This is a genomic window from Stenotrophomonas sp. GbtcB23 (genome assembly GCF_019091045.1).
Classification (GTDB): domain Bacteria; phylum Pseudomonadota; class Gammaproteobacteria; order Xanthomonadales; family Xanthomonadaceae; genus Stenotrophomonas; species Stenotrophomonas rhizophila_A.
On the sequence record NZ_JAGXKC010000645.1, the window covers coordinates 1 to 240 of the forward strand.

A 240-nucleotide genomic window follows, 5' to 3' on the forward strand; every position below is an offset into this window, starting at 1 on the left:
AAGCCTGTCGCAGTCATGAAGCAGGCCAATCATTTCGGCCAGATGACCGGCAAGGTTGGCGCCGACTCTGTCGACAGGCGTTGCTGTATCTGTGCCCAAATGTTTCTGGACCGATCGTACCCGCCCAATCAGCTGAGCTGCGGCCGTCTCCCCATCATCCGCCTCAGTGGCTGCGATCCAAGCCCCGACGTCACCGACCAATGCGCTCAGTTCATCAGGAGTGTCGCCGCCGCCTATGCC

1 protein-coding gene is annotated in these 240 nt (G+C 60.8%); it reads left to right on the top strand.

Features of this window, described 5'->3' with window-relative positions; translation table 11 throughout:
* Nucleotides 1-15 precede the first annotated feature (15 nt).
* Nucleotides 16-240 (top strand): hypothetical protein (locus tag KVS69_RS20425; protein WP_217540141.1); only part of this gene is annotated, 225 nt, incomplete at its 3' end.